The organism is Sphingomonas beigongshangi (genome assembly GCF_016820445.1).
In the GTDB taxonomy this organism is placed as follows: Bacteria; Pseudomonadota; Alphaproteobacteria; order Sphingomonadales; family Sphingomonadaceae; genus Sphingomonas; species Sphingomonas beigongshangi.
On sequence record NZ_JADHDT010000002.1, the window covers coordinates 218161 to 239639 of the forward strand.

Sequence of the window (21479 nt, forward strand, 5' to 3'; positions counted from 1 at the left end):
GGGAGACGCGCGATGAAGACGCTGACGCTGCTGCGCCACGCCAAGTCGGGCTGGGACGATCCCGTGGCGCGTGATTTCGACCGACCGCTGAATGCCAAGGGACGGCGCGCGGCGGAGGTGATGGGCCGCCACATGCGCGACGCGGGCTTCGCCTTCGACCATATCGTCGCCTCTCCCGCCATCCGGGTGGGCGAGACGCTGGATGCGATCGAGGCGGGCTATGGGCGCAAGCTTGCGCCCGAATGGGATCGGCGCGTCTATCTCGCCTCGGCGGCGACGTTGCTCGACGTCGTGCACGGTTTCGACGACGGGGCGGCGCGCGTGCTGCTGGTGGGGCACAATCCGGGGCTGGAGGATCTGGTGCTGATGCTGGTGCCGGAGGATGCAGGCGCGCTGCGCGGCGCGGTCGAGGCCAAATATCCGACCGCGACCCTTGCAGAAATGACCTTCCCGGTCGACCATTGGGCGGACGTCGCCGACGGCTGCGGGACGCTGACACGGTTCGTCCGCCCGCGCGACCTCGATCCGACGCTGGGGCCGGACGAACGATAGCCCCTCATCTCGCCGCCGCGGCGTTCGACGGGCTGGCAAGGGGTGGCACCGCTATTTCTTCTCCAGCTGCGCTTTCAGTCCCGAGAGCGCACCGAACGGGCCGGCCTCTTCCTCGCTGATCACGCCGGCCGCGCGCAGCGCCGCCTCCGCGCCCGGGCTGCGTGGAAAGGGATCAAGCGCCAGCGCCATCGTCTCCGCCGCCGCTTCGCCCAGATCCACCGCGCCACCGTCATATTCGACCGTGTCGAGGTCGCCGGCATCGAGCTCCACCTCTTCGCCCTCGCCCAGCGCGGTGACGAACAGCAGGGCGACGGGCTCGTCGACGTTCGCCGGGATCGGATCGCCCGTCACCGAACAGGCCTGGATAACGCGCGCCGTGACGCGGCCGCGTGCGGCGATGCCGGCCGCCTCGCGCCGGATTGCAAAGCGTGCTTCCAGCCCCTCGATGGCGATGAGGCCGAAACGCTCGGCCAATGCCGCGCGCTCGGTCTCGTTGGCCGCGATCGCGACGTCGCGATCGCGGTCGCCGATCGTGTCGATCCGCTCGGGGCGACTGAATTCGGGGGTCACGGCAGGTCTCCGGCGGCGAGGTGGTCGAGGGGCGTGGCGGCCAGGCGGGCCCTGAAATCGCTCAGCGCCTGCGCCACATGGGCGAGCGCATCATCACCCGGCGCCGCGCCGCGATACAGGTTGCGGACCAGCGCCGGGCCGAGGTCGCTGGCCACGAAACCGTCCCGATAGGCGCCGAGGCGGCCGCCGAGCAGGCTCATCATCTTGCCCATCTGCTTGCCGACGACGAGGTCGCCGATACCGATCTGGCGCAATTGCGCGTCCATGTCGTCAACGAAGCGCTCGGTCAGTTGCACCGAAAGCGGCGTCGCGACCTCTGGTGCCTGCGCTTCTTCCTCCAGCCGGAGCAGGACCACCGCGAGGACGGTGGCGATCATGTCGAACCGGCCGTCGAGCGTATCGGGCACGCCCCCCGCCAGATACCAATGGTCGGCGCGCCCGCGCGCCACGATCGCATTGTAGAGCGGCAGCGCCTCGTTCCGCGAGCGGCCGAACAATCTTGTCCACAATCCCACGCCGTCACCCTCTTCCGCCTGGCGCCGGCAAGCCTTGCCGCAACCCCGTGCTTGATGCCTCTTCGTTCCTCGCATATCGAGGCGATCGGCGGGCGATGCAATCGGCCTTGCCGCTGCCGGCCGTTGCCGCCGCTGGAGAATGTGATGAGCGTATCCTTTGCCCGTTCGTGCCTGGTCGCGGGCCTCGGGCTGACCCTGATGACCGGCGCGTGCGTCCCGCTGCGTTCGCACCAGGGCTATATCATCGACGTCGACCTCGTGAACGCGATCCAGCCCGGCGTCGACAACCGCCAGTCGGTCGCCGCCACCCTCGGCCGGCCGACGATCGCGAGCCAGTTCCCGCCGAACGACTGGTATTATGTCGCACGCGACAGCCGGAACCTGAATTTCCAGACGCCGAAGGCGCGCGACCAGATCGCGCTGAAGATCAGCTTCGACCAGGCCGGCACGGTGACGTCTATCACGCGGACCGGCGTCGACGAGGTCGCGAGCATCAGCCCCTATGGCAAGACGACGCCGACGCTGGGGCGCAAGCGCGGCTTCTTCGAGGATCTGTTCGGCAATATCGGCACGGTGGGTGCTGCCGGAACCGGCGCGGGTGGTCCCGGCGGCGGTGGTGGGGGTCGGACCGGCCCCTGATCGGGCATTGGCCCACACGCATCCGCCGCCTAGTCTGTCCCCCGCGCGTTGGCCGCGCCGCCTGCTACGCATCGGCGCGGCCGTGCCGCGCTTGGAAACGGCACTGATCCCGAAAGGGGTGGGATCAGGTACTCAGAACGCCGGTCGCGCCAATTGGTTCTGATCCTGGCGCGCGATTGTCGCGTGATGCGATCGCCGGCTCAAAGACGGGCCGCGGTTTGACCTTCGCGATCCGCCGCCCCACATGGGCGCGGATCACGAACAGGAGCGTAAACCTTGGCCACCCTAGGCATGTCCCCCGCCGAGAAGACCGCCGTCGAGGAGTTCCGCCGCGACGTCGTCGAACCGTCGATGACCAAGCTGGTGATCCTGGATTTCTGGGCAGAATGGTGCGGGCCATGCAAGGCGCTCGCGCCGGTGCTGGAAAAGGTCGCCGCCGCCTATGCGGACAAGGGCGTGGTGCTCGCCAAGGTCGACACCGACAAGAACCAGTTCATCGCCAGCCAATTCCAGATTCGCTCCATTCCCACCGTCTATGCGATGTTCCAGGGGCAGCTGGTCGCGGACCTGACCAGCGCGCGCACCGAGTCGCAGCTGCGCGTGATCCTCGACCAGTTGCTCAAGCAATTGCCGATCCAGTCGGAGGCGGCGGATGCCGCGGCGGAGATCGAGCCGCTGATCGCGATGGGCGAGGACGTGCTGGCCGGCGGCGACGCAGAGCGCGCCTTGTCCATCTTCGACCAGATCGCCGACATGGCGCCCGATCACCCGGCGGTGCTGTCGGGTCGCATTCGTGCGCTCGTCGCGCTGGGACAGACAGAGGCGGCCCAGGCGGCGATCGACGCATTGCCGGCGGAGATCAAGGATCCGGGCATCGACCGGGCCAGGGCGGCGCTCGCGCTCGCGCAGTCCGCGCCGCCGGCCGACGATTTCGCGGGCCTGCAGGCCGAGGTCGCGGCAAACCCGGACGACCACGAGCGCCGGTTCGCGCTCGCCAATGCGCAGATGGCGGCTGGCGATCGTGACGGCGCGGCGGACAATCTGCTCCATATCGTCGCCGCCGATCGCGAATGGCACGACGGCGCGGCGCGTCAGCAATTGCTCAAGCTGTTCGAAGTGGTCGGCATGATGGACCCATGGGTCTCGACGCAGCGCCGGCGCCTGTCGGCGATCCTCTTCGGCTGAGGCACGCCATGCCCGCCACCCGCCTCTCGATCTTTCCCCTGCCGGGCGCGCTGCTGTTCCCTGGCATGCACCTGCCGCTGCACATCTTCGAGCCGCGCTACCGTGCGATGGTGTCGGACGCGATGGCGCGCGATCGGCGCATCGGCATGATCCAGCCCAACGGCGACGGCGATCGACCGGCGCTATACGGCCTGGGTTGCGTCGGGCGGATCGCCGAGGTCGAGGCGCTTGACGACGGGCGCTACAATCTGGTGCTGGAGGGCGTCGCGTTGTTCCGACCGCTGCGCGAACTCGATGTCACGACGCCATTCCGCCAGGTCGAGGCGGAGATCCTGCCGGTCGCACAGGACGACCTGTTGTCTCTGGGTCGCCGCGCCGCCCTGGAGAGCGAGTCGCGTCGCTTCGCCGACCTGCAGGGCTATGCCGTCGACTGGGACGGCGTCGCGCGGCTTGACGACCAGAGCCTCGTCAACGGCATCGCCCAGATCGCCCCCTTCGACGCCGCCGCCAAGCAGGCGTTGCTCGAGGCGCCGGATCTGGAACAGCGCGCCGAGCTGATCATCCAATTGATGCAATTCTTCGGGCGCCACGACGGCGAGGACCGGGTGACGCTGCAATGACCGAAGCGGCGGCTCTCGATCCCTGGCTGCTCGACAAGCTCGTCTGTCCGGTGACGCGCCAGCCCTTGCGCTACGATGCCCAGCGCCGGGAACTGGTCAGCGCTGCGGCGGGTCTCGCCTACCCGATTCGCGACGGCGTGCCGGTGATGCTGCCAGAAGAGGCGCGGCCGATCGGCGACTCGGCGGTGACGCCCGACTGAGAGACGACGGAATGGGCCGATGGCGCCTAGCGGCGCATCGGAAAAACGCGACAACGCGACTAGTATTTCCCAGTCCCGCGGCGCTGATGACTATTACTAGCCATCGGCCTGATTTCGCTTGTCAAAATATTTGATACGCTAGTCAGAATCATTCTGCGCAGGGTTCCGAGGGCTTCGGGAATCCGATTTATTTTCCTGAAACGTATTCCATTCGTCACCAACCGGTTGGACGGAGGCGCCATATCGATACTTGGTCTGCCGACGAATGCATCGTCAACGCCCTTGCGTGAGATTGTGCGCGTCTTGCAATGTCTTGGTGGATGTTCACGGCCTCAACGCCCGACGTCGGTCTGTGCAAGGCACAATCCCTGATCCGGAAATCAACCATAGATTCGGGAGGGTTATAGTCATGCCAAAGATCATAGTCAGAATATTGATGGCGCTGGTGACGCTGCTCGTGACAGGCACGGCGGCCAATGCGCAATATTACAATACGGACAAGATTGGCAATCTGCTGCTCAACGCGCGTAACGACATGACGATCGTCTGCGCACATCGCGGTCTTCATGGGACCATCACGGGCCGCAATTCGGACAGCTGGATGCAGGATTATGCGGAGAACACGTTCGCCGCGGTGAAGCTGGCGGCATCCCGCGGCATCGAATGCTCGGAGCTGGATATCCGCCTCGACCAGTCGGGAAGGGTCGTATTGATGCACGATTCCAACCTCGGCCGGCTGACGATGGAATCCTATTCGTCGCCCTTCGGTGTTTACGACCCCTATTCGGGGCGGGGCAGCAATCCCGCGGTCGATTCCTATCCGGGGACCGTCACGAACATCCGACTGCGGCGGCCCGATCTGAACGGCGCCGTCACCCAGTCGAGCTATGTCGAGACGCTCGACCAGATGCTTCAGGCGATGAAGGACAATAAGATCTCGATGGTGCTCTTCCTCGACATCCGGGACGCCACGACGGCGCGGGCCGCTTGGTCGATCGTCAAGCGCTACACCAATGCCTGGGGAACACCCGCGGAACGCTGGGTCTATTTCAAGATGCAGACCGGCGCGCTGGGCGAGGCACCCTGGATGTTCGAGTCGCAGCTGATCGTCCCGACGAACGAACTGTCGCGCTTCCGGCTCATTCCGGTGTTCACGCCCGCGCATATCGACGCGAGCAACGGCCCCGCGTCGAGCCTGTCGAACTGGCAGAGCTACTACAACAAGCCGTATGTCTACGCGACCGAACTGCTGCTGAAGCAATATGACTCCTCCCTGCGCTACCCGCTCAACAACATCCTCAATACCTATATGGCGTGGCGGACGCGGCCGGGGCCGGTGAAGGTCCTCGGTTCTTACCAGCCCGTGCCGGAAACCACGAACAAGATGTATTACGCGCTGGACGGTCATTGCTGCACGGGGCCGCAATTCTGGCTGTGGACGTCGAGCAAGGGCTTCGGGCAGGAGACGGCGGACAATCGGGAAAGCCTGGACTGGCAGATGCACGTCGGCAATCAGTCGTTCAGCTACATCATCACCGACGACCCCCTGACCGCGAAGGAGCAACTGTTCTTTGCCGGCCGGCGCAACGAGAGCGTCATCACCAACTGACGATCGGAGGGAGCCGGGTCGGTCCACCTGCCCGGCTTCCATCCCGCCCAATGGCTCATGGGGGATAGCGTGCCGAAAGGTCGAAGGATGACGATGGTTTTGGCGATCCTGCTGGCATGCGCCGTCGTGACGATCGCATGCCTGCGCTGGCCACGGTCGTCGGAAAGGCGTTCGGCCAGCGTCGAGGTGGTCGACACCCCGCCCCCGTCGGACGCGCGCGGTGTACCGCCGGCCTCGCCGCCTCTCCCCGACGGTGACCATCCCCTGCCCCTTCCCGGGCCTCGCCAGCTGGCGGACGCGACCACCAAGGCTTTTCCGATGCTGTACAACGGGCGGATCGTCTGCGGACCCGAGTGCACCTTTCAGGCGACCTTCGGCCCCGCCAATGTTTCCAGGACGTGGCAGGCGGCGGAAACGCCGTATCACGGCAACATGGAGCGGTTCCTGACCAGCCACGGCCTTAAACCGCTCGGCACGATGACGATCGATCAACCGCCCGACGGCGAGATGTCGCTCCGGGTGCCGATCGCCCCACCACCGGCGGCGGCAAGCCCGCAAGAGCGATGACGACGATCGACCGCGTCTAGATCATCAGGCCTTGCAGCAGCTTCGGCAAGTCGCCCGATTCGCCCCGAGCTTCCGCCATGAAACGGTCCTTGAGCGGCGGCAGCCGGTCGACGGCGCTGATGCCGAAGCGACGGACCGCACTCGCGGCCCTGCCCGGGATACCGAACAGGCGGGTAAGACCATCCGTCGCGGCGGCGACCATGAACGTGTCGAGCCCGCGCCACCGCTGGTAGCGGTCGAGGAGCGCCGCATCGCCCAGGTCGAGGCCGAGCCGCTTCCCCTCGACGAGCACCTCCGCCAGCGTGGCGACATCGCGGAACCCGAGGTTGAGCCCCTGCCCCGCGATCGGGTGGATGCCATGCCCGGCGTCGCCAACCAATACGAGCCGCTCCGCCGTGATCCGGGCCGCATGGTGGAAGCCAAGCGGATAGCTTGCGCGCGGGCTGGCATCCGACAACGCGCCGAGAAAGCCGCCCATGGCCTTTTCCGCCTCGGCCAGGAAAGCGCGGTCGGAGAGTTTGACCAGTCCCGCGCCGTCCTTCGCCGTCACCGACCAGACGATCGCGGAGCGGTGTCCGATCGCGTCGTCGGGCAGCGGCAGGAGCGCGAAGGGCCCGGCGGGATAGAATATCTCATAGGCGATATTTTCGTGATCGTGCTCGTGATGGAACGCACCCACGATCGCGGCATGATCGTACTGCCAGCGTGCGACCGCAATCCCCGCCGCCTGCCGCGTCGGCGACTGTCGCCCTTCCGCCGCGACGAGCAGGGGTGCGGTGACCACGCTGTCGTCGGACAGGACCGCGGTGACGCCCGCCGCCTCGCGCCGCACCTCCGTCGCGCGTGTCTTCATGCGCAGGCTTACCCCCGCTGCCGCGCTCGCCGCCTCGAACAGCGTACGGCGCAGCAGCTTGTTCTCGTACATCGTGCCGAGCGCATCGTCAGTCGCGTCCGGAATGAAGTCGAGCTTGCCCGGCTTGAGACCGTCGCTGACGCGGATCTGGCGAATGGCGCAGCCCTGCCCTGCCAGTGCCGCGCCGACACCGATCGCATCGAGCATTCGCCCGCTCGCGCTCGCGATCGCGGACGCGCGGCCGTCGAAGCCGGGCGCCAGCGTCACCGCGGGATCGGCGGGATCGACGACGATGCTGGTGAGGCCATGCGCGTCGAGCGCCAGCGCGAGCGTCGCACCGACGAGGCCGCCGCCGAGAATGATGACGTCCGCCTTCGCTGCGGATGGCTGTGTGGGCGTGTCCATGGCGCTTCTCCTACGCGTCCAAACGACGGGTGCCAACGGCCAGGTCCACCGTCGCCTGCTTGACGTCGCCCCTGCTTGGGCCGATGAATCCAGGGGGCATTCCGGCATAGTGATAAGGATTTGAGGCAATGGCGAGCCGTGCGCAGCCAGGCTTGTTGCGTGAGACCGTGAAGGCGGGCGCGGTGCGCGGCGGCGCGCTGGTGTCGGCGCTGGCGCTGTTCCTGGCCACCGCGCTGACGGTGCTGGCGCTGGCGAGCTATCGGGCGAGCGACGCCGCGCTCAATACCGCATCGGGCAGCCCCGTCGCCAATCTGGCGGGTCCGCCCGGCGCCTGGTTCGCCGATCTGGTGCTGACCTTGTTCGGCCCGGCAGTCGCGCTGTTGCTGCCCGTACTGCCGATGATGGCGATGCGGCTGTGGCGAGACCAGCCCGTCGGTCGCTGGGTGCGGATGCTCCGCGGGGCGACGATCGGCGTCGCGCTGATGGCGAGCGCCCTCGCCTTCGTGTCCGACAGCGCGGTGCTGGCGCTACCGGCCGGCTGGGGCGGGGTGATCGGCCTGTCGGTGTCGCGCCTCGTCGAATGGGCGCTGTCGTTCATCAACCATCCCGCCGCCGAGCGTTGGGCTGCGCGCGGTATCGGCCTGGCGTTCGGGGTTGCCGGTGTCGTCATCTGGGCGAAGAGCCTGGAGATCGAGCTGGGCGATCGCCGCTTCCGCCTGCGCCGACGCCGGGCGAGCGTCGATGCGGAGGGCGCGGACCTGCCGTTCGATGCCTATGACGATGCAGACGAAGACGAGGAGGAGGAACCGCTCGACCTCAAGCGCAAGGCTATCGAGCCCCGTGCGGTCGCCACGCCCGACCCTCGTCCCGCGCCGGTGATCGCCGACCGAAACCTGGCGCCCTCCGCGGCGACGGCAAAACCCAAGCAGGCGCAGCTCGCGCTCGACCACAGCTACGCCCTGCCCGAGATCGATCTGCTCACCCCCGCCCCGCCGGCGCCCAAGGCGGCCATCGACAAGGCGTCGCTGGAGCGCAATGCGCGGCTGCTCGAGAACGTGCTGGACGATTTCAAGGTGCAGGGCGCGATCACCGAGGTGCGGCCCGGGCCCGTCGTCACGATGTACGAGCTGGAGCCCGCGCCGGGTATCAAGGCCAGTCGCGTCATCGCGCTCGCCGACGATATCGCGCGCAACATGTCCGCCGTCTCGGCGCGCGTCGCGGTGATACCGGGTCGCAATGTGATCGGCATCGAGCTGCCCAACGCAAAGCGCGAGATGGTCAGCCTGCACGAATTGGTCGGCAGCCAGACGTTCGAGGATCAGGCCGCGCAGCTGCCGATCATCCTGGGCAAGAACATCGCCGGTGATCCGGTGATCGCCGATCTCGCGCCGATGCCGCACCTGCTCGTCGCCGGTACCACCGGCTCGGGCAAGTCGGTCGGCCTCAACTGCATGATCATGTCGTTGCTCTATCGGCTCACCCCCGAACAGTGCCGCATGATCATGATCGATCCGAAGATGCTGGAACTGAGCGTCTACGACGACATCCCGCACCTGCTCTCCCCCGTCGTGACCGATCCCGCCAAGGCGGTGCGCGCCCTCAAATGGGCGGTGGAGACGATGGAGGACCGGTATCGCCAGATGTCGTCCGTCGGCGTGCGCAGCCTCGCCGGCTTCAACGACAAGGTCCGCGCCGCCAAGGCCAAGGGCCAGCGGCTCGGCCGCCGCGTCCAGACCGGCTATCACCCCGATACGGGCCAGCCGGTCTATGAGGAGGAGCAACTCGACTACGAACCCCTGCCCCAGATCGTCGTCATCGTCGACGAGCTCGCCGACCTGATGATGACCGCCGGCAAGGAGGTGGAGTTCTTGATCCAGCGCCTGGCGCAGAAGGCACGCGCGGCGGGCATCCATCTGATCATGGCGACGCAGCGCCCCTCCGTCGACGTCATCACCGGCGTCATCAAGGCAAATCTGCCGACGCGGATCAGCTTCCACGTCACCAGCAAGATCGATTCGCGCACCATTCTGGGCGAACAGGGCGCGGAGCAGCTGCTCGGGCGCGGCGACATGCTGTACATGCCGGGCGGCAAGGGCATCGTGCGCGTTCACGGCCCATTCGTCAGCGACGACGAGGTTCGCGCGGTCGCGGATCACTGGCGCGGCCAGGGTCAGCCCGACTATATCAGCTCCGTCACCGAGGAGCCCGAGGAGAGCTACACGCTCGAAGGTGCGCCGATCGGCGAGGATTCGGCCGAGGATCAGCAATATCGCCAGGCGATCCAGCTCGTCTGCGAATCGCAGAAGGCATCGACCAGCTGGCTGCAGCGGCAGCTGCGCATCGGCTACAATTCCGCCGCCCGCCTGATCGAGCGGATGGAGAAGGACGGTATCGTCGGCCGTCCCGACCACGTCGGCCGACGCGAGGTGCTGCGCGATGCGGAGGGGCATGCGATCTGATCGGCCACGTTCCGGTACGCGCGGAACCGCAGGACCGGCAATCGGCCGCGCGTGCGACCCTGCGCTGGCGCGTCGACAGGAGCACCGCGGCGCCGGACACGCGCAGCACGGACCCACAGCGCTCGTTACCGGTTAAGCGGCTATTCAACGCCTCTCTGCCAACAGGACCCGCATGATCCGCCACGCCTTCGCCGTTGCCGCCGCGCTCACCACGCCAGTCGCCCTCGCCGCCCAGTCGACCGGCGACCTCGCCATGGTGCAGCGCCACTTGCAGGCGCTGACGACGATGACCGCGGACTTCACGCAGACCGACCGCAACGGCAAGGTGCTGACCGGCACCTTCACGCTGAAGCGGCCGGGCAAGCTGCGCTTCCAATATGAGAAAGGCGTGCCGATCCTCATCGTCGCGGAGGGCGGGGCACTGACCTTCATCGATTATTCGGTGCGACAGGTGCAGCGCTGGCCGATCAAGAATTCACCGCTGGGCGTGCTGCTCGACCCCAGCCGCGACATATCCCGCTATGCGAAAGTGGTGCCGACCGGCAATCCGCAGGTCGTGTCGATCGAGGCGAACGATCCCAACCACCCCGAATATGGCAGGATCACGCTGATCTTCCAACGCGACGGTGCCGCCCCCGCAGGACTGATGCTGCAGGGCTGGGTCGCGCTGGACAGCCAGAACAACCGGACGACGATCCGCCTGTCGAACCAGAAGTTCGGCGTGCCGGTGAGCGACGGGACGTTCCGCTGGAACGATCCGCGGCGCAGCTCGACGCGAAACTGAACGAATTTATCGGACCCATTCATGCAAGCGACAGGTTTGCGGTCCTAAACAGGGGTCGCGGATGTGGGGTGTCCGGGATTTTTCCCCCTGTTGCCCGGACCGAACGACCACTTCCCGCCTGCGTGACCAACACCAGGTCGGCCCTCGCTCCATGCCCCCGGAGCGGGGGCCTTTGCTTTTGGCGACGCTGCGACAGCGTGGATCGGCGGATATGCCCGCACCTTGCCGCCCTCTTCCGCGCGGCCTAGATGCGTGGCCGTGAAAATCGCCTCCTGGAACATCAATTCGGTCCGATTCCGTTCGGCCATCGTCGCACAATTTCTGACCGAGGCGGCGCCGGACATCCTGTGCCTGCAGGAAACCAAGGTCGTCGACGAAGACTTCCCGCACGATCTGTTCGAAAGCCACGGCTACGTCCATCGCGTCGTCCACGGGCAGCGGATGCACCATGGCGTCGCGATCGTCAGCCGCGTGCCGATCGCGGAGGACGACCGGCTTGACTGGCAGGCGAACCGCGAGGCGCGCCACGTCGGCGTCCGCCTGTCGAACGGTGTGCGGCTGGAGAACGTCTACGTGCCCGCCGGCGGCGACGAACCGGATCGGGAGGTCAATCCGAAATTCGGCCAGAAGCTCGATTTCGTGGCGCGCATGACCGAATGGTCGCGCAGCCTCGCCTGTCCGACGATCCTGACGGGCGACTTCAACATCGCCCCGCTGCCCAGCGACGTGTGGAGCCACAAGGCCTTGCTCAAGGTGGTCAGCCACACGCCGATCGAAGTCCAGGCGCTGGATGGCCTCATGACGTCGAACGACTGGGTCGACCTCGGTCGCCATTTCCATCCGGCGCCGGCACGGCTCCACACCTGGTGGAGCTACCGCTCGCCCGACTGGACGAAGAACGATCGCGGCCGGCGGCTGGACCATATGTGGGCGACCGGCGACGTCGCGCGCCAGGCCGTCGCGCACACGGTGTTCGAGTCCTGCCGCAGTTGGGAAAAGCCGTCGGATCACGTGCCGATCATGACCGAGTTCGCCTTTTGACGCCTCCGCCCGCGCCACGTCCCCGCGCCGCCGCGCGGGCTGTCGACGCGCTGCGCCGGGGATGGCCGATCGCGATCGACGGGCTGACGCTGCTGGCGATCGAGACGAGTGACGCGGGGCGCCTCGCCGACTTCGATCCGGACGGACGATCGGCGGTCCTTATCTCGTCCGGACGGGCGGTGACGCTGAAGCTCGCCAACCAGCGCGATGCGGCCGATCCCGACCTGCCGGTCCTGATCGAGCGCGCACCCTGGCTCGACTTTGCGGGCGCCACCGCCCTCGCGGATCCCAGCCTTGATCTCGCCACGCCGCTGAAAGGGCCATGGCGCAGCCTTCCGGTTGCCCATCCGCAAGCGGCTGCGGCGGCGCTTCGCCTGGCGCGGATCGCGGGCCTGCTGCCCGCCTTCTTCGTCGACGGGCGTGATCCGGAAATCACGATCACCCCGGCCGATATCGATGCGCACGAGGATTCCCGGCGGCTGACGCTGGCAACGCGCGCGCGCCTGCCGGTCGACGGGGCGGAAGATGCGGAGATCGTCGCCTTCCGCTCGCCCGAGAGCGCGGACGATCACGTCGCGCTGCTGATCGGGCAACCGGACGGCAGGCCGCCCCTGGTGCGCCTGCACAGCGAATGCCTCACCGGTGATGCGCTGGGCAGTCTGAAGTGCGATTGCGGGCCGCAGCTGCAGGCCGCGATCCGCGCGATCAAGGCGAGCGGCTGGGGCATCCTGTTGTATCTGCGGCAGGAAGGGCGAGGCATCGGGCTGGTCAACAAGCTGCGCGCCTATGCCTTGCAGGACCAGGGGTTCGACACGGTCGATGCGAACACGCGCCTCGGCTTCGCCATCGACGCGCGCGACTTCGGCGTGGCGGCGCAGATGCTCGTGCTGCTCGGCCAGGACCGCGTGCGGTTGCTGACCAACAACCCTTCGAAGGTCACGGGCCTGGAAGCTGCAGGCGTGGCGGTGACGGAACGCGTACCCCACGCCCTGCCCGCCAATCCGCACAACGCCCGGTATCTCGCCACAAAGCGCGATCGCACCGGGCACCAGCTCTAATTTGCGATTCAGCGGGCGGCGGCGGTAGCTGATCCACGATGTCGATCAGATGCCCGACACCGGCTTGCGACGTCTATCCCGTGATGGCATCGGGATCGATCAGTCCCGTCAGTCGCCGTGCGGCGCGACGGGCAAAGGCTAAGGTGCACCGCTTGCGCGCATGCGCGGGAAGCGGCGTCGTGTGCGCCTCGCGGACGATCGCCGCATCGTAGCGGTCCGCCACGATCACGCCCGTCCGTTCCGGCAGGAAAGCGGGGCCGTTCAGCGGCGACAAATCGAAACCGGCCGGCACCGCCCAGTAATAACGGTCGCAATGCGCAAGATAATCGGGCCACTTGCCGTCGCCGAGCAGATCCGCACGCGACACCTTGATCTCGACGATCACGAGTTGCCCGCGGGCGTCGATCGCCATCAGGTCGGCGCGCCGTCCGCCGTCGAGCGGGACCTCGCCCATCGTGGTGAGATCGTGGCGCAGCAGCATGCGCGTGACGCCACGCGCCACGTCGGCGGCACAGATCGCAGGATCGCCGCCGTCCAAACACGAAGCCGGAGCCATGTCGAGCATGACCCCGGCTTAGAACATTTGACGAACGGGGCAAGCCCCGCCAGCGTACCGATCAGCGATAGAAGACGTGGTTGCCGATCATAGCGATCTTGGTGAGGTTGCCGCCCGGGCGACGGTTCGGCGTGTTGAAGTACAGCGCCTGCGGGGCGGGGCTGTCCCAGGCCGCGTCCATGGCGACCTTGGCGACCGCGATCGCCGTGCGATAGGCCGCGCGGGCCTGGTCGATCGTGGGGATCTGGCCTCCGCGCACGAAGGCGAATTGGCCGCGCTGCTTCACGACGGCGCAGACGTCCGACGGGAAACGTCCCGACTTGGTGCGGTTGATGATCACGTTGGCGACGGCGAGCTGACCGGCAAGCGGTTCGCCCTTGGCCTCGAAATAGATCGCGCCGGCCAGGCAACGCTCGGCGTCGGTGACGTCTGCGCCGTCCTGCGCGGCGACCGCATCGGCCAGCGTGTCAAACTCGTCGTCAGCCCCATCATCCGCGACGGTCTGGGTGGGGAGCTGCTGGACGAAGTAGGTGGCGGGCTTTGCCTGATTCACCGGAGCCTGCGGCGCGACGGCAGCGGCATCGACGGGAACAACGGCGGGGAGGAGGGGGTTGGCAGCAGACGGAGCGGCCGTCTGAAGCGCCGAGAGGACCTTGCGATCGAGGTCCGTGGCGCGGCCGGGCGAGCTGTTGCCAAGCAACCCGACCAGGGAGAAAGTCATCGCCGCGAAGGTGGCGGCGCGCTGGAGAACGGTCATCAACACTATCAATGTGCGGTTGGATCACGGACCCGATGCCCCCGAAGGGCATCGTCCGGGCTTCCCCCCGACTGCGTAACCGACCCGGATCGCACCCGGGCACAGCACAACGCGCTTAAAACGTGCGCGTCGCGTGCGTCACAGGGCTGTCATTCGTCAATCGTTCAGGATCGTTTCAGCGGCGAACCGTTCAGCGTCCGCGATATCCAGTTCGATCACCCACAGGTCGGGGTCCCGCTCGCGCCGCCGGCGCCAATAGTCCTCGATAGGTCCGGATGGAGTCGAATCACGCAGTATCGCTGACCCATCCAGGTCGAATCCATGCTCGATCGCCCGTTCGGACCCGTCACGGCCGGCGATGAGGATCAGCACGCCCCCAGCCTGCGCATCCCCCCTAGCGCGCACGACCGCCAATCCGCCGGCATCGTTGACCCGGCGTAGCAAGGCACCGACCGCGAGGTGCGCCGGAAGCCGGCCGCTCATGCCGCACGATAGCCGGGAAGGCCGGAAAGAGGGATTTGCGAGCGCATGAAGGTACCCGTCCCGCGTGCGGCTTCCTCGCCCTCGGCATCGATCAGCCGCGCGTCCGCGACATAGACCCGGCGTTTGCCGCTGATCCAGCGCCCCTCCGCCACCACCGGACCCGCGCGCAGCGGCCGGGTCAGCAGCAGGTTGAACGCCGTGGTTAACAGGAAGCGATCGGTGACGAGGCTGTTCGCCGCGTAGAAGGCTGCGTCGTCGAGCATCTTGAAATAGCTGGTGCCATGCACCGCCCCGGCAGCGTGGAAATGCTGCTCGCCCAGCGTGAAATGGATGCGAGCCATACCCGGCTCGGCGATCTCCAGGCGGGAATCGAACAGCCGGTTGATCGGTGCTGCGGCATAGAGCGATTCGAGCGCGCGGAAATGCGCATCCTGCGCCGCGCTGCCCGGCTCAGGCGGCGCCATGCGCAAGTTCTGCCGTGAACAGGGCATAGAGCGCGTCCGGGGACCCTGCGCCGCGCAACTTTGCCAAGAATGCGCGATCGCGCAGGCGCCGCGACACGCGGGCGAGCGCCTTCAGATGGTCCGCGCCGGCATCCTCCGGCGACAGGAGCAGAAACACGAGGTCCACCGGCAGATCGTCGACCGCATCGAATTCGATCGGCTGCGGCAAGCGCAGGAACACGCCGGTAACGGCATCGAGGTCCGGCAGGCGCGCGTGCGGGATCGCCACGCCACCGCCGAAGCCGGTGGATCCGAGCTTCTCGCGCGCCGCCAACCGCTCGGCGACCAGCCGCGCGTCCAGGCCAAGCGCGCCCGCGGCCGAGGCGAGCTGCGCGAACAGCGTCTTCTTGTTGGCGACGGCCACGTCCGTATGGACGGCATCGGGCCGCAGCAGATCACTGAAATCGCTCATGCATACTCGTCGGAAGCCCCGCCGGCCCCATAACGGGTCCGGCGGGGGCAGGAAAGGTCAGCTGCCGGCCTGTACCCGCTGGGGCTCGACCCAGCCGATCGTGCCGTCACCACGACGATAGACCATGTTGTACGCCCCTGTGCCGGCATTGCGGAAGAGCAGGGCGGCAGTGTTGCGCAGGTCGAGCATCATCACCGCGTCGGACACGCTGGCATCGGGCACGTCGACCCGCGTCTCCGCGACGATCAGCGGCGCGTCGCCCGCCTCGTCCTCCGCCGGCTCCTGGAACAGCGTGTAGCCCGCGCTATTGTCATAGCCGGCGTCCTCCTGCAGCTGGACGACTTCGCTCGCATTGCGGTCCTTCAAGCGGCGCGAATAGCGGCGCAATTGCTTGTCGATCTTTTCCGCCGCGCCGTCGAAGGCGAGATGCGCGTCCTGCGCTTCGTGGCGGCCCTTGAGGACGAGACCGCGCGTCACGTGCATGACGATATCACACTTAAATCCGACGTCGTGCGGCCCCTTTCCGAACGTGACTTCGGATGAAATGGCACGGGCGAAATACTTCGTGGCGATACCCTGAAGCCGGTCGCTCACATGATCCTTGAGCGCGTCGCCGGTGGCGACCTGGTGACCAGAAATCCGGATATCCATCGTGTTCTCCATGATGTTGGGGCGGACCTGTTGGCCTTCGCCCGGGGTGATGTCATGCGGACGATCCTGCCCCCCACAATGGATCGTCCAACGTAGCAACAAACGCGGCATGCACCGCAAGTTCCGCCTCGGGTGCGACGAAGCGCCGCGGCGGCCGGACGACACTGGGCCGGCGCGCGACGATTTCGGCCGCCGCCCCGCCGACGCTTTCGCTGACGAGGCCCAGCCCGATCTGGCGACCGCCCATCAGTTCGACATAGACCTGCGCGAGCAGTTGCGCGTCGAGCAGCGCGCCGTGCAGCACGCGGTGCGAGCGATCGATGCCGAAGCGCGAGCAGAGCGCATCAAGCGTATGCTTGGCACCGGGATGCTTCTGACGCGCGATCGCCAGAGTATCGACCATGCGGTGCATGCCGATGAGCTCGCGTCCGCAGCGGCCGAGTTCACCGTTGATGAAGCTGAAGTCGAAACCGGCATTGTGGGCGATCAGAGGCGCATCGCCCAGGAACTCGATAAGCGCCTCCACCGCCGCGCCGAACAGCGGCTTGTCGGACAGAAACGCATCGGAGATGCCGTGCACCGCCTGTGCCTCCGCCGGCATGCTCCGCTCGGGATGGTAATAAGCGTGGAATGTGCGCCCCGTCTCGACGCGGTTGATCAGCTCGACGCAGCCGATCTCGACGAGGCGGTCACCCCCGGCGAAGCTCAGGCCGGTGGTTTCGGTATCGAACACGATCTCGCGCATGCCAGCGTTATCCGCCCGCGCGCGTCCGCATGCAAGCGAGGACATCGCGCACCGCCGCCCGCGTCGCGTCGAGCGAGCCACCGGTCGGGATGACGAAATCGGCGCGCGCGCGTTTCTCCGCATCGGGCAACTGCCGCGCGAGGATCGCGTCGAGCTTCGCCGCCGACATGCCCGGTCGCATGAGCACGCGGGCGCGCTGCACCTCGGCGGGGGCGGAAACCACCGCCACCGCATCGACCTTCGCATCGCCACCCGTTTCGAACAGCAGGGGCACGTCGAGGATCACGACAGGCGCCCCGGCATTGGCAGCGAGGAACGCCAGACGCTCCGTCGCGACCGCCGGATGGACGATGTTCTCCAGCCGCCGCATTGCCGCCGCATCGTGCAGAACCGCAGCGCCCAACGCCGCGCGATCGACACCCGCCGGTCCAGTCGTCCCCGGGAAAGCCGCCTCTATCGCCGCCACCACGCCACCGCCGGGCCCCTGCAGCCGATGAACGGCCGCATCGGCGTCGAACACGGGCACGCCCTCCGCCGCCATCATCGCGGCGACGGTCGACTTGCCCATGCCGATCGACCCGGTCAGGCCGAGCAGCAGCGTCATGCCGTCAACAGCTCGCGCAGGGCGTCGTCCCGGTCGCGCGGCGGCTCGGCGCCGAAGAACAGCTCGAACGCCAGCGCTGCCTGACCGATCAGCATTTCCAGACCGTCGACCGTTTCCAGTCCACGATCGTTCGCCTGGGCGAGAAGGTCGGTCTCCAGCGGCGAATAGACGATGTCGTAGACGATCGCATCCTCGCGCAGCGGGGCCAGATCGACGTCGAGCGGCGGCTGGCCGGCCATGCCGAGCGTGCTGGCGTTGACCAATAATGCGGTATCCGCCGCCAGCGGGTGGGTGAGTGGCCGTGCCTGCCCCTTCAGCCCGAAACCGGCGAGCAACGCACCCGCTTTCAAGCTATTGCGGTTCATCACGGTGACGGGTCCGACCCCCATGCGCGCCAGCGCGAACAGCACCGCGCGCGCCGCACCGCCCGCGCCGATCACCGTCACCGCCTTGCCGACGAGGTCGAAGCCGGCGAGCGGTGCGTAAAAGCCGCCCGCATCGGTATTCGTGCCGACCGCGCCGCCATCCTCCGCGCGGAAGACCGTGTTGATCGCGCCAATGCCGCCGCGCACGTCACCGCGATCCTCGACATGGTCGAGCGCAGCGAGCTTGTGCGGCATGGTGATGTTGCACCCGCGCCAGTCGGGATCGGCACGGCGTTCTGCGAAAAAGGCGGGCAGCTCGTCCACCGTGACCAGCGTCTTGCGATAATCCGCCTCCAGGCCGAGCGCTTCGAGCCAGAATCCATGGATGATCGGCGACTTGGACTGCGCGATCGGGTCGCCGATCACCTCGGCATAGGGACGGCGGCTGGCAGTCATGACGGCATCACCTTTCGCACGCGCAGATAATCCAGCACGGCCAGCAAGGGCAGGCCGAGCACGGTGAACTGGCTGCCCTCGATCCGCGAGAAGAGCTGCGCACCCGGCCCCTCGATCCGGTAGCAGCCGACGCAGCCGCTGATCGCGGGCCATTCCATGTCGAGATAGTGGTCGATGAAGGCCGGGGAGAGGGGGCGGACGTGCATCTTCGCCGCCTCGACGTGCCGCCATACCGGGCGGCCATCCTCCGCGATGACGGCCGCACTCCACAGCTGGTGCACGCTGCCGCTCAATCGTGACAGATGGTCCGCCGCCTCGTCGCGGCTGGTCGGCTTGTCGAGCAGGCTGCCGTCGGCGAGCGCGACGACGCTGTCGCTGCCCAGCACCAGCCGCTGCGGCGCACGGGTCGAAACCTTGATCGCCTTCAGTTCGGCCAAGGCATCGGCGAGGTCCCGCGCCTTCAGATCGGCGAGGCTCGCCTTGGCCGCCTCTTCGTCGACACCGGCGGCGGTCGCTTCGAACGGCACGCCGGCGGCGGTCAGCATCGCCCGGCGTGAGGCGCTTTGGGAGGCGAGAAGGAGAGGGGTCATACGTGTCATCTAGGTTGCGCCGGCGAACTTGTCGAAGGCGCCCTGCGGATCAATCCTTCAGCGAACGCTGGTTGGCCAGCGCGATGATCGCCGCCGCCGTCTCTTCGATCGAACGGCGGGTGACGTCGATCACCGGCCAGCCATTGTCGGCGAACATCCGACGCGCATAGGCGATCTCGCGCGTCACCGCCTGTTCCTCGACATAGGGCGTGTCGGGCTGTTGGTTGAGCGACAACAGGCGATTGCGGCGGATCTGGATCAGGCGATCGGCGCTGGTGGTCAAGCCGACGACCAGCGGCCGCTTGAGATCGAACAGCGTCCTGGGCGGCGGACTTTCGACGACGATCGGAATGTTCGCGGTCTTCCAGCCGCGGTTGGCGAGATAGATGGAGGTCGGCGTCTTGGACGAGCGCGATACGCCGGCCAGCACGATGTCGGCTTCCTCCCAATCCTCCCAGGCGATGCCGTCATCATGCGCGATCGTCCACTGGATGGCATCGACACGCGCGAAATAGGCGGCGTCGAGCGCGTGCTGCCGCCCCGGACGGGCCTTTGCCTGCTGGCCCAGCAGGCCCGACAGGGCGTCGTTGACCGGGTCGAGCGGCGCCACCGCGGGCAGGCCGAGGGCCAGGCACCGTTGCTCCAGATTGCGCCGCGTCGCGGGATTGACCAGCGTATAGATGACGAGGCCGGGGTTCTGCGCGATCTCCTGAAGGATGCGCTCCAGATGCGCCTCGGTCCGCACCATCGGCCAGAAATGGCGCACCGTCTCGACGTCGTCATATTGGGCCAGCGCCGCCTTGGCGATGTTCTCCAGCGTCTCGCCCGTCGAGTCCGACAGCAGGTGCAGATGAAGGCGCATCATCGGCTGCGGCCTTCCGCCGGACGGGGGGAGCAGCGCCGCGGGCGTCGATGCGTGAGGGTGGGACTCGTGAGGGTGGATCGCTCCACGCCCCGGCACCGATCTGTGGAAAACATGGGGGCAACGAATAGGGCAACTTTGCCACCCGGCCAAGCGACCGCCGCCCCGTGGAAAAGCCGCATTTCATCCACATCCGCGTCCACAGGGAGCAAAGTTATCCACAGCCTGTGGGAGTCGGGAATGCGGGCGCCCGAATCGACGGCGTTCCGCCGATCCTTGCCGGTCAAGCTGTGGGTGATTACGGGATGAAACGCTTTATCCCGTTACCCACGTGCCAACCTCTTCATCATCCTCTTTCTTGAATCTTCTTATATAGGAAGAAGGCCCTGACCGACCCTGTGAACAAGCCGTTGCTCGCCGCGCTGAAGGGGGTTCGCCAATCCGTGCCTCCGATCTGGCTCATGCGCCAGGCGGGACGGTATCTGCCGGAATATCGCGCGCTGCGGGCGGAGAAGGGCGGCTTCCTCGCGCTAGCGACAGACCCGGTCGCGGCGGCGGAGGTGACGATGCAGCCGATCCGCCGCTTCGGCTTCGACGGCGCGATCCTCTTCTCCGACATCCTCATGGTCCCCTGGGCGCTGGGCCAGGATCTGACGTTCGGTCCGGGGGAGGGGCCTCGCCTCGCCCCGCCGCTGATCGATGCGCAGCTCGAGGCACTCGCGCGCGTTCCCGAGCGGCTGGAGCCCGTCTATGCCACGGTCGCCCGCGTGGCCGCGATGCTGCCGGCCGAGACCAGCTTCCTGGGGTTCGCCGGATCGCCCTGGACCGTCGCGACCTATATGGTCGCCGGACAGGGCTCGAGGGACCAGAGCGAAACCCGCGCCTTCGCCTATCGCGAGCCGGCTGGCTTCGGCGCGATCATCGACGCGATCGTCGCCACGACGATCGACTATCTTGCGCGCCAGATCGAAAGCGGTGTCGAGGCGGTGCAACTGTTCGACAGCTGGGCGGGCAGTCTGTCGCCCGACCAGTTCGAGCGGTGGGTGATCGCACCCAATGCGGCGATCGTCGCGGGCCTGCGCGCGCGCTGCCCCGACGCCTGCATCATCGGCTTTCCGAAGGGGATCGGCGGCAAGCTGCCGGCCTATGCGCGGGAAACGGGCGTGGATGCGATCGGGCTGGACGAGACGGTCGATCCCGGCTGGGCGGACGCCGCGCTGCCGCAGGGCATGGCCGTGCAGGGCAATCTCGACCCGCTCGCCCTTCTTGCCGGGGGCGATGCGCTGGAGGCGGGGATCGATCGCGTACTGGCGGCCTTCCCGGATCGTCCGCACGTCTTCAACCTCGGCCACGGCATCGGCCAGCACACGCCGATCGCGCATGTCGAGCGGTTGATCGCGCGGGTGAGGGGCGGATGAGCGACGGGCGGCACGCGCAA

General features: G+C 67.3%; 26 protein-coding genes. 12 read left to right on the forward strand and 14 right to left on the reverse strand.

All coding sequences use genetic code 11. From position 1 onward, the window contains the following. Nucleotides 1–12 precede the first annotated feature (12 nt). A complete protein-coding gene (locus tag IQ292_RS04230) occupies nt 13–552 on the forward strand; it encodes a SixA phosphatase family protein (RefSeq protein ID WP_203309068.1) in 540 nt (179 codons plus the stop codon). A gap of 51 nt (nt 553–603) precedes the next feature. Here the strand turns inward: IQ292_RS04230 and IQ292_RS04235 are convergent, their stop codons facing one another. Next, nucleotides 604–1122 (reverse strand): YceD family protein, encoded by a 519-nt coding sequence (locus IQ292_RS04235; RefSeq protein WP_203309069.1) that lies wholly within the window; start codon nt 1120–1122, stop codon nt 604–606. Then, the gene (locus tag IQ292_RS04240) at nt 1119–1637 is read right to left on the reverse strand and encodes a ubiquinol-cytochrome C chaperone family protein (RefSeq protein WP_338057584.1); all 519 of its coding nucleotides are present in this window, start codon (nt 1635–1637) and stop codon (nt 1119–1121) included. Before IQ292_RS04240 ends, IQ292_RS04235 begins: the two co-directional genes overlap by 4 nt. 144 nt (nt 1638–1781) lie before the next feature. Between IQ292_RS04240 and IQ292_RS04245 the strand changes: the two genes are divergently transcribed. The 6 genes from IQ292_RS04245 (at nt 1782) to IQ292_RS04270 (ending at nt 6457) form a co-directional block, all read left to right on the forward strand. Continuing rightward, on the forward strand, nt 1782–2276 hold the full coding sequence (locus tag IQ292_RS04245) for an outer membrane protein assembly factor BamE (RefSeq protein ID WP_203309071.1): 495 nt from the start codon (nt 1782–1784) through the stop codon (nt 2274–2276). Between the two features lie 291 nt (nt 2277–2567). Then, nucleotides 2568–3461 (forward strand): tetratricopeptide repeat protein, encoded by an 894-nt coding sequence (locus tag IQ292_RS04250; RefSeq protein WP_203309351.1) that lies wholly within the window; start codon nt 2568–2570, stop codon nt 3459–3461. An 8-nt stretch (nt 3462–3469) separates the two neighbouring features. After that, nucleotides 3470–4081, forward strand: a complete 612-nt coding sequence (locus IQ292_RS04255) for an LON peptidase substrate-binding domain-containing protein (protein WP_203309072.1) — start codon at nt 3470–3472, stop codon at nt 4079–4081. Continuing rightward, nucleotides 4078–4281 carry a Trm112 family protein gene (locus tag IQ292_RS04260; protein ID WP_203309073.1) on the forward strand — a complete coding sequence of 68 codons (204 nt, stop codon included), beginning with the start codon at nt 4078–4080 and terminating at the stop codon, nt 4279–4281. Before IQ292_RS04255 ends, IQ292_RS04260 begins: the two co-directional genes overlap by 4 nt. 409 nt (nt 4282–4690) lie before the next feature. After that, nucleotides 4691–5890 carry a glycerophosphodiester phosphodiesterase family protein gene (locus IQ292_RS04265; protein ID WP_203309074.1) on the forward strand — a complete coding sequence of 400 codons (1200 nt, stop codon included), beginning with the start codon at nt 4691–4693 and terminating at the stop codon, nt 5888–5890. 87 nt (nt 5891–5977) lie between these two features. Then, entirely contained in the window at nt 5978–6457 is a 480-nt protein-coding gene (locus IQ292_RS04270; protein WP_203309075.1) for a hypothetical protein, read from the forward strand. A gap of 16 nt (nt 6458–6473) precedes the next feature. Here IQ292_RS04270 and IQ292_RS04275 read toward each other — a convergent pair whose 3' ends face one another. Continuing rightward, on the reverse strand, nt 6474–7715 hold the full coding sequence (locus tag IQ292_RS04275; RefSeq protein WP_203309076.1) for a UbiH/UbiF/VisC/COQ6 family ubiquinone biosynthesis hydroxylase: 1242 nt from the start codon (nt 7713–7715) through the stop codon (nt 6474–6476). A gap of 128 nt (nt 7716–7843) precedes the next feature. Here IQ292_RS04275 and IQ292_RS04280 point away from each other — a divergent pair, with 128 nt between their 5' ends. The 4 genes from IQ292_RS04280 (at nt 7844) to ribA (ending at nt 13057) form a co-directional block, all read left to right on the forward strand. Next, a complete protein-coding gene (locus IQ292_RS04280) occupies nt 7844–10174 on the forward strand; it encodes an FtsK/SpoIIIE family DNA translocase (RefSeq protein ID WP_203309077.1) in 2331 nt (776 codons plus the stop codon). Nucleotides 10175–10346: 172 nt separating this feature from the next. Further along, nucleotides 10347–10958, forward strand: a complete 612-nt coding sequence (locus tag IQ292_RS04285) for a LolA family protein (protein ID WP_203309078.1) — start codon at nt 10347–10349, stop codon at nt 10956–10958. A gap of 258 nt (nt 10959–11216) precedes the next feature. Next, the gene (locus IQ292_RS04290; RefSeq protein ID WP_203309079.1) at nt 11217–11999 is read left to right on the forward strand and encodes an exodeoxyribonuclease III; all 783 of its coding nucleotides are present in this window, start codon (nt 11217–11219) and stop codon (nt 11997–11999) included. Further along, nucleotides 11996–13057 (forward strand): GTP cyclohydrolase II, encoded by a 1062-nt coding sequence (gene ribA, locus IQ292_RS04295; protein ID WP_203309080.1) that lies wholly within the window; start codon nt 11996–11998, stop codon nt 13055–13057. The genes IQ292_RS04290 and ribA overlap by 4 nt, the downstream gene beginning before the upstream one ends. Before the next feature lie 73 nt (nt 13058–13130). Here ribA and IQ292_RS04300 read toward each other — a convergent pair whose 3' ends face one another. The 11 genes from IQ292_RS04300 to IQ292_RS04350 form a co-directional block, all read right to left on the reverse strand. After that, on the reverse strand, nt 13131–13622 hold the full coding sequence (locus tag IQ292_RS04300) for an MmcB family DNA repair protein (RefSeq protein ID WP_203309081.1): 492 nt from the start codon (nt 13620–13622) through the stop codon (nt 13131–13133). A 52-nt stretch (nt 13623–13674) separates the two neighbouring features. Further along, nucleotides 13675–14370: a cell wall hydrolase gene (locus tag IQ292_RS04305; RefSeq protein ID WP_203309082.1), complete on the reverse strand. Its 696-nt coding sequence runs from the start codon at nt 14368–14370 to the stop codon at nt 13675–13677. A gap of 156 nt (nt 14371–14526) precedes the next feature. After that, a complete protein-coding gene (locus IQ292_RS04310; RefSeq protein WP_203309083.1) occupies nt 14527–14853 on the reverse strand; it encodes a DUF1491 family protein in 327 nt (108 codons plus the stop codon). Continuing rightward, a complete protein-coding gene (locus IQ292_RS04315) occupies nt 14850–15317 on the reverse strand; it encodes a PaaI family thioesterase (RefSeq protein ID WP_203309084.1) in 468 nt (155 codons plus the stop codon). Before IQ292_RS04315 ends, IQ292_RS04310 begins: the two co-directional genes overlap by 4 nt. Next, nucleotides 15304–15768, reverse strand: a complete 465-nt coding sequence (locus IQ292_RS04320) for a PTS sugar transporter subunit IIA (RefSeq protein WP_203309085.1) — start codon at nt 15766–15768, stop codon at nt 15304–15306. Before IQ292_RS04320 ends, IQ292_RS04315 begins: the two co-directional genes overlap by 14 nt. Nucleotides 15769–15825: 57 nt before the next feature. Further along, the gene (gene hpf, locus IQ292_RS04325) at nt 15826–16419 is read right to left on the reverse strand and encodes a ribosome hibernation-promoting factor, HPF/YfiA family (RefSeq protein WP_203309086.1); all 594 of its coding nucleotides are present in this window, start codon (nt 16417–16419) and stop codon (nt 15826–15828) included. Nucleotides 16420–16471: 52 nt separating this feature from the next. Then, the gene (dnaQ, locus tag IQ292_RS04330) at nt 16472–17164 is read right to left on the reverse strand and encodes a DNA polymerase III subunit epsilon (protein WP_203309087.1); all 693 of its coding nucleotides are present in this window, start codon (nt 17162–17164) and stop codon (nt 16472–16474) included. A gap of 7 nt (nt 17165–17171) precedes the next feature. Next, nucleotides 17172–17768, reverse strand: a complete 597-nt coding sequence (gene coaE / locus IQ292_RS04335) for a dephospho-CoA kinase (RefSeq protein ID WP_203309088.1) — start codon at nt 17766–17768, stop codon at nt 17172–17174. Continuing rightward, nucleotides 17765–18589 (reverse strand): shikimate dehydrogenase family protein, encoded by an 825-nt coding sequence (locus IQ292_RS04340; protein ID WP_203309089.1) that lies wholly within the window; start codon nt 18587–18589, stop codon nt 17765–17767. Before IQ292_RS04340 ends, coaE begins: the two co-directional genes overlap by 4 nt. After that, entirely contained in the window at nt 18586–19179 is a 594-nt protein-coding gene (locus IQ292_RS04345) for a Maf family protein (protein ID WP_203309090.1), read from the reverse strand. The genes IQ292_RS04340 and IQ292_RS04345 overlap by 4 nt, the downstream gene beginning before the upstream one ends. A gap of 49 nt (nt 19180–19228) precedes the next feature. Next, nucleotides 19229–20044, reverse strand: a complete 816-nt coding sequence (locus IQ292_RS04350; RefSeq protein WP_203309091.1) for a pyruvate, water dikinase regulatory protein — start codon at nt 20042–20044, stop codon at nt 19229–19231. A gap of 395 nt (nt 20045–20439) precedes the next feature. Here IQ292_RS04350 and hemE point away from each other — a divergent pair, with 395 nt between their 5' ends. Next, entirely contained in the window at nt 20440–21459 is a 1020-nt protein-coding gene (gene hemE / locus IQ292_RS04355; RefSeq protein ID WP_203309092.1) for a uroporphyrinogen decarboxylase, read from the forward strand. The last annotated feature ends 20 nt before the right edge of the window (nt 21460–21479 follow it).